General features: G+C 68.2%; 8 protein-coding genes. 2 read left to right on the top strand and 6 right to left on the bottom strand.

The genetic code is table 11. The annotated features are described in order from the left end of the window. Positions 1-707 precede the first annotated feature (707 nt). The 4 genes from AB0A61_RS12140 to AB0A61_RS12125 form a co-directional block, all read right to left on the bottom strand. Entirely contained in the window at positions 708-1301 is a 594-nt protein-coding gene (locus AB0A61_RS12140) for a class F sortase (RefSeq protein WP_361290791.1), read from the bottom strand. Between the two features lie 207 nt (positions 1302-1508). Further along, complete coding sequence (locus AB0A61_RS12135; RefSeq protein WP_361290145.1) at positions 1509-2303, bottom strand: hypothetical protein; 795 nt, start codon at positions 2301-2303, stop codon at positions 1509-1511. Between the two features lie 239 nt (positions 2304-2542). After that, positions 2543-2761 carry a hypothetical protein gene (locus AB0A61_RS12130; RefSeq protein WP_361290142.1) on the bottom strand — a complete coding sequence of 73 codons (219 nt, stop codon included), beginning with the start codon at positions 2759-2761 and terminating at the stop codon, positions 2543-2545. 46 nt (positions 2762-2807) lie between these two features. Continuing rightward, positions 2808-3041 carry a hypothetical protein gene (locus tag AB0A61_RS12125; protein ID WP_361290139.1) on the bottom strand — a complete coding sequence of 78 codons (234 nt, stop codon included), beginning with the start codon at positions 3039-3041 and terminating at the stop codon, positions 2808-2810. Between the two features lie 213 nt (positions 3042-3254). On the opposite strand from AB0A61_RS12125, the gene AB0A61_RS12120 reads away from it, so the two are divergent. Next, on the top strand, positions 3255-3725 hold the full coding sequence (locus AB0A61_RS12120; protein ID WP_361290136.1) for a hypothetical protein: 471 nt from the start codon (positions 3255-3257) through the stop codon (positions 3723-3725). A 318-nt stretch (positions 3726-4043) separates the two neighbouring features. On the opposite strand, the gene AB0A61_RS12115 is transcribed toward AB0A61_RS12120, so the two are convergent. Further along, positions 4044-4457, bottom strand: a complete 414-nt coding sequence (locus AB0A61_RS12115) for a hypothetical protein (RefSeq protein ID WP_361290134.1) — start codon at positions 4455-4457, stop codon at positions 4044-4046. A gap of 354 nt (positions 4458-4811) precedes the next feature. Continuing rightward, positions 4812-5012 carry a hypothetical protein gene (locus AB0A61_RS12110; protein ID WP_361290131.1) on the bottom strand — a complete coding sequence of 67 codons (201 nt, stop codon included), beginning with the start codon at positions 5010-5012 and terminating at the stop codon, positions 4812-4814. A gap of 192 nt (positions 5013-5204) precedes the next feature. Between AB0A61_RS12110 and AB0A61_RS12105 the strand changes: the two genes are divergently transcribed. Further along, a protein-coding gene (locus AB0A61_RS12105) for an IS5 family transposase (protein WP_361290788.1) occupies positions 5205-5998 on the top strand; the annotation gives its coding sequence in 2 pieces (ribosomal slippage) (positions 5205-5547 and positions 5547-5998; 795 coding nt in all). The last annotated feature ends 2 nt before the right edge of the window (positions 5999-6000 follow it).

The following is a 6000-nucleotide window of genomic DNA, read 5'->3' as shown; positions in this document are numbered from 1 at the left end:
ACGGCGGCGGCGACCACGGAGACGGCGGCGACCACGGCGGCGGCGACCACGGAGACGGCGGCGACCACGGCGGCGGCGACCACGGAGACGGCGGCGACCACGGCGGCGGCGACCACGGAGACGGCGGCGACTACGGAGACTGATACGACCCGACACGGACAAGAACGGCGTGCGGCGAAGGACCGCACGCCCCGTATGAGTTGGGACCACCGGGGAACTGCGGTCGCGACGCGACGGATCAACAGGTCAGCGTCTTGCCAGATCCGTCCGCATCCGCTCACCCGATCTTCCAAACTGGTGCCGTAGGGCGGCAGGGCAGCTCCTGTCAAGACCGCGTGCAACGGCTGACACCAGCGGCTGACACCAACAAGCCGAACAGCAACGGTCGAGGCCGGACCCCAGTGAACGATCAGCCAAGGCGCAGAGCCGGTTGGACGAGATCGTGGGTCCCCAATAATCGACCTGATGAGGATAAGGCCGGTTGCAGTACAGCAACGAAGTACAGCAACCACAGCAACCGCCCGCGTTCGGCAGCGGACTTGCACAGCCGTAGCGCGACCGGTACGGCCCTCACCGCCCGATCCACATAGAGCTACGGATCAGAAGGTTGCAGGTTCGAATCCTGCCGAGTGCGCTCAGATCAGATGCACCCGAGAGATCCGGGGCCTCTGACGTGTTCGTATCACCGGCTCCGCACACCGTGAGGATCAGCTCGCGGAGGTTCGTACCAGGTCGGCGTACAGGATGATGTTGTCCGGACGGTGGCCCGCACGCAGCTCGCCGCCGCAGGTGATGACGCGCAGTTCCGGGCGGGGGGTGTCGCCGTACACCCGCTGGGTGGGGAAGTGTTTCTTGTCCACCTGCTGCAGGGTGCGTACGGCGAAGACGGCGGTGGAGCCGTCGGCGCGGTCGACGGTGATGGTGTCGCCCGGACGCACGCGTGCCACGTTCCGCAGGACGGCGGGCCCGTTGACGGTGTCGAAGTGGCCGATGAGTACGGCCGGGCCCGTCTGGCCGGGGGTGACGCCCTCCCGGTACCAGCCGATGCGGTCGGCCTGGGCGACGGAGGGCACCTGGACGGTTCCGTCGGCTGCCAGGCCGAGTTGGAGGACGGGGGAGGTGTCGACGCCGGCGGCCGGGATGCGGACCCGCACGGGCGCGGATGCGGGCAGCGGAGCCGGTGGGGACGCGGGCGAGGACGCGGATGCGGGCGACGGCGGTGGGGCGGAGGGAGTGATGTTCGCTGCCGGGCCGCGTGCGGCGGGTGCCGGGGTGCCGGCGTGTAGGGCGATGACCGTCATCCAGCCGCCGACGGCCAGTGCTGCCGCCGCCGTAGCCGCGATCCAGCGCAGGCGGCTGTGGGAGGGCGGGGGCGGGGGCGGGGTGTCCTGGGCTGGGGGCGCTTTCATCGGGGTTCCTCGGGGCTTCCTGGGCTGCGCTGCGGGAGACGCGGAAGGCGGGCCGCCGGTGACGACCGGTGGCCCGCCAGGTGCGGTGGTGTCGGGGGTTCAGACGCCCGCGCGGCGGCGGCGCACCACGTAACCGAGGCCGATCGCACCGCCCGCGGCCAGGGCCGCGCCGCCCGCCAGGAGCGCGGTGTTCTGCGAGCTGCCGGTGCCTTCGGCGCCCGCGGCGACAGCGCCGGTGGGAACGACCTTGGTCTGCGTGGCCGTGGTGGTCTGGGTGGTGACGGTGCCGGTGTGCTTCGAGGTACCCGTGCCGGTGCCCGTGTTCAGGCAGCCCTTGGGGAGCTTCGGGAAGGGCGTCGTGCGCCAGGGGGAGTCGCCGCCCTGGTTGTTGTCGAGGAAGAGCGGGGCGGTGCTGTATGCCTTCTCGATCTTCAGGCCGTTGACGGTGTCCTCCGGGTGGTTGCGGTCCACGGTGGACACCGCCTTGCCCTTGCCGTCCCTCAGCACGGCCTTGGGGCCCTTACGGAGGCTGTTGGTCAGGTCGACCGTCCAGCCGCCGAAGCGGGAGGGGATGGTCTGCAGCACGGTGCACTTGCCGATGACGGTGACGGTGCCAGTACCGGCGCCCGACCCGGACCCCGTACCGGAACCGCTGCCCGTGCCCGTGTTCAGGCAGTCCTTCGGCAGGGCCGGGAAAGGCGTCGTGCGCCACGGCGCCGGGTCGCCCTGGGAGCGGTCGAGGAAGAGCGGGGAGGTGGTGTCCGCGTTCTTGATCTTGAGGCCGTTGGCGAGGTCCTCGGGGTGGGCGCGGTCCACGGTGGACACCGCCTTGCCCTTGCCGTCCTTCAGCACGGCCTTGGGGCCGGCCGAGGCTCTTCGAGGTGATGGGGCCAACCCTCCGCGGCCTGCCCTTCTCAGGCCGGCGCACGTCGTGCTGCGGCAGGGAAGCCGGGAGACGGAGTCCCGAGTGGACCTGTGAGCGGTACAGCAGCGAAGTACAGCAACCCCAGCAACCGGCAGCGCCCACCATCGTCGCTCGCGACCCTCACGGCATCCTGTATGACCGTCTCCAACCGATCTCTGTAGAGCTATGGATCAGAAGGTGATGGCCCCGGCGCGATCCGCCCAAGGCATCACGTCTCCGGGCCCCAGCGCTCCGGCCCTACTCCGCGCCAGTCGATCCACGGGGCCCCTGCTACCTCCGCCGGGTCGATCTCCAGCCCGGCCCGGCGCAGGAACTCCGCGACGTCGACCACGCTGTGGGCCAGGCCGAGGATCTCACCGTCCACGCGTACGCGCCGACCACCCGTGGGCGACGGCGGATGCACGATCACGCGAATCACGCCGGACATGCCTTCAGGATCATCCGGCGCATGCGGCCCCGCATTCCACAGCGCGTCATCGATGAAGCCGCTCACTCACGCCCCCGTCCGAGCGTCCCAGATCACGCAGTTCCCGCCACGCCGCAGGGCCCGGGCGCTGCTGCTGCCAGTAGGGATGAAAGAACAGCTGAGCCGACAGCTGGTACAGACGCCGGCGCAACTCGGTACGGCCGGCCCACTCGGCAAGCTGCCGGTAGGTGGCACTCCACTCCTGCTGCGCCTGGGCAAGGTCGTCGGGAAACGGTCGCATGACCGAATTCAAGCATGTGTTCGATTTTTCGGGCTAGCAAAGATCCCGTGTCAGGTGGCGGAGGACAGGCCCTGGGCACACCTCGGGCGGTACGGCTCGCCCCGACGTCGAACCTAGACCGCGGTGGCGCACGCACCCCCTGACTCGCTGCAATGAGACCTCAGACGCTCGGGTCGGGTCCCTTGATCAGCGCGAGTGGTTACGGTCAACCTCATGATCAGTCAGATATTGACGATTCTCGGCGTACTCATCGGTGCTCTCACGTCGTACCTGTCGACGTCGGCAGCGGAGCGGGCCCGTCACCGTCGCGCGCTGGCCACCCGCTGGGACGAGCGCAAGCTTGATACCTACATCGAGTACGCCACGTGCGTCAAAGAGATAGCCGACCTGGCGAAGCGCGCCTACCAAGCACCGGATGGCTCCGACGACCGAGAGCAGTTCCTCTCCGCGATGAACAAGGCCGAGCAGAAGCGTTCCGCTCTCTTCGAGGCGCTGATTCTGCTCGCGTCGCCAGCCACAACTGACGCGGCTACGGCGGTGAACCCCGTCGTGTGGAGGATGCTGGGTGCGGCGCGCTGCAGGGAGTCGGACCCACGCGAGATCAGACTGGTGGAGGAACTGAACAACTATCACAGGCAAGCACGGTTGGACCTGGGCATCTCCATAGACCATCAAGCGCCATGATGGGCCACCGTGGGAGCCTTACGCAGGGCCGGTGACATCCGACGCTGACATCAACGACCGCAGACAGCAGCGGGCGCAAGCGGGCAGTCGCAAGCACCGTCCCGCTGACTATGCCCTGTGTTCGGTCCTCGGATCGAACTCCTAAAGCGGGTGTCGCAGGTTCGAATCCTGCCGGGGGCACCGACAGAAGGGCCAGCTCAGGAGGGGTTTCCTCCTGAGCTGGCCCTTCGGCGTTTCAGGGGTTGTGCCACACGCGTGCCACTACGCCCCGGGTGGCACGCCTACACACGGACGGCGCACAGATCGCCCGCCAGGAACTCATGTCGAGTAACGGATGGACTGCAAGAACTCGCCGGATCCGTCATCGAGCACCCAAAACGACCAGCCGTTACGGTTCGGGTTGACGTCCGGCTTGTAGTGCGCCACCACCGCCCGGGCCGCCCCAGTAGGCGTCTTGAAGCTTTGCCCGGCGAGCGGCCCCGACGTGATGTCGATCCGCTTCGTGTCCCGGTCATAGTCACCACGGGTGCGATGGCCTTCATAGTCGACGTACACGCCAACCTTGCGCCCCGTCTCTGCATCCTCCTTGCCCGTGGCAGCCGGCGCAGAGGACGGCACGCTCGCAGTCCTCACGAGCCGAGCAACGACCTCGCCTGCAGTGGTATTGCCCATGCGCGCGGCGAACTCGATGGAGCGATAGGTCTGTACATCTACCTCGATAGTTGGACTCATGCCCTCCCCCTCGCCAGTCGGTGTCGACCAGCTAAAGTTAGCACACTCGAAGGACGCATAACAAGTAAAAGCAGCATTCACAGCAAACAGCGAACCGGGAGAGGGGGGAGGCGGAGGGCCGGGGCGAGGGAGGTCTCCTCTCTCGCCCCGGCCCTCACAGCTCAGGCGCTGTGGCCGTGTTATTGCAACCGCTGTTCGGGGATCTCCCCCGACGCTCCAGGGAGCGCTCCCCCACCATCCCGGATCATGGCGTGCAGCGTGCCCGACGGGTCGGCACAGTCCCTGCGACTCTTCCGGCTACGCGCTCGCGCGGAAGCGCCCCGCGGCGCGTGGCTGCGGGGCGCCTTGTGGGGTTTAGTCGACCGACTGCCCGTCGTACTTACCGCCCACGCAGGGGTTGCCCGGCAAGTCGATCCGGGGCGTTCCGCCGCCGTCCCGGCACTGGCTAGGGCTGACCTGTGCGGGGGCGGCAGTGGCGGTGGCGGCGCCTGTGAGGACGAGTCCGGCGAGGGCTGCCGTGGCGATGACGGCGGCGAGGATTCGTCGACTGCGCATGTGGTTCCCCTTTCACGGATTGCCTCGGTTGGGGCACTAGCCAGCTTGATCTTCACCCATGTGGGTGGCACGTCATGTTGCGCCATTCGGGTGACAGGGTTGTCAGGTGTGGGGTCGGTGACGCGACCCGTCGGACAGGCCCTTAGACGTCGTCTCATTTGGTGTCATCGGTAGTCTGGGTGTGTGCTGATCGTGGAACGCTTGGTGCCGGACGAGTTGTGGGAACTGTTCCAGCGGGCGGTCCCGGCTGCTCCAACTCGGCCCCAGGGCGGAGGTCGGCGCCGGTACGGGGACCGCGAGGTCCTCGCGGCGATTATCTTCGTGGCCACGACGGGCTGCACCTGGCGGCAGCTGCCGCCGGTCTTCGGCCCGTCGGGGCCGACTGCGCACCGGCGCTTCACCGAGTGGACCGCTGCCCGGGTGTGGGCGAAGCTGCACCGCCTCATCCTTGATGAGCTGGGTTCGCGCGGAGACCTGGACTGGTCGCGGTGTGCGATCGACTCGGTGAACATGCGGGCCCTGAAAGGGGGGACCTGACAGGTCCGAATCCTGTGGACCGGGGAAAGAAGGGCTCGAAGATCCACTTGATCACCGAGCGGACCGGTTTACCCCTCTCCATCGGGATCTCTGGCGCGAACCTGCACGACAGCCAGGCACTCGAACCGCTCGTGCGCGGCATCCCGCCGATCCGCTCCCGCCGCGGCCCGCGCAGACGACGGCCCGCCAAGCTGCACGCGGACAAGGGCTACGACTACGACCACCTGCGCCGATGGCTACGCAAGCGAGGCATCCGGCACCGCATCGCCCGCAAGGGCATCGAGTCCTCCACCCGGCTGGGCCGGCATCGCTGGACGATCGAGCGCACGATGTCCTGGCTGGCCGGCTGCCGTCGCTTGCACCGCCGCTACGAGCGCAAGGCCGAACACTTCCTGGCCTTCACCGCCATCGCCTGCAGCCTCATCTGCTACCGCAGACTCTCCAAATGAGA

The sequence above is a fragment of the Streptomyces sp. NPDC046197 genome, assembly GCF_040646295.1.
Classification (GTDB): domain Bacteria; phylum Actinomycetota; class Actinomycetes; order Streptomycetales; family Streptomycetaceae; genus Streptomyces.
Note: the sequence above shows the minus strand (reverse complement) of the source record. Positions and strands in the feature narration are given on the sequence as shown.

Excerpts from the sequence above, each read along its gene's own strand:
- AB0A61_RS12140 (WP_361290791.1), bottom strand. The coding sequence starts at position 1,301 with ATGACGGTCATCGCCCTACACGCCGGCACCCCGGCACCCGCCGCACGC.
- AB0A61_RS12130 (WP_361290142.1), bottom strand. The coding sequence starts at position 2,761 with ATGTCCGGCGTGATTCGCGTGATCGTGCATCCGCCGTCGCCCACGGGT.
- AB0A61_RS12125 (WP_361290139.1), bottom strand. The coding sequence starts at position 3,041 with ATGCGACCGTTTCCCGACGACCTTGCCCAGGCGCAGCAGGAGTGGAGT.
- AB0A61_RS12120 (WP_361290136.1), top strand. The coding sequence starts at position 3,255 with ATGATCAGTCAGATATTGACGATTCTCGGCGTACTCATCGGTGCTCTC.
- AB0A61_RS12115 (WP_361290134.1), bottom strand. The coding sequence starts at position 4,457 with ATGAGTCCAACTATCGAGGTAGATGTACAGACCTATCGCTCCATCGAG.
- AB0A61_RS12110 (WP_361290131.1), bottom strand. The coding sequence starts at position 5,012 with ATGCGCAGTCGACGAATCCTCGCCGCCGTCATCGCCACGGCAGCCCTC.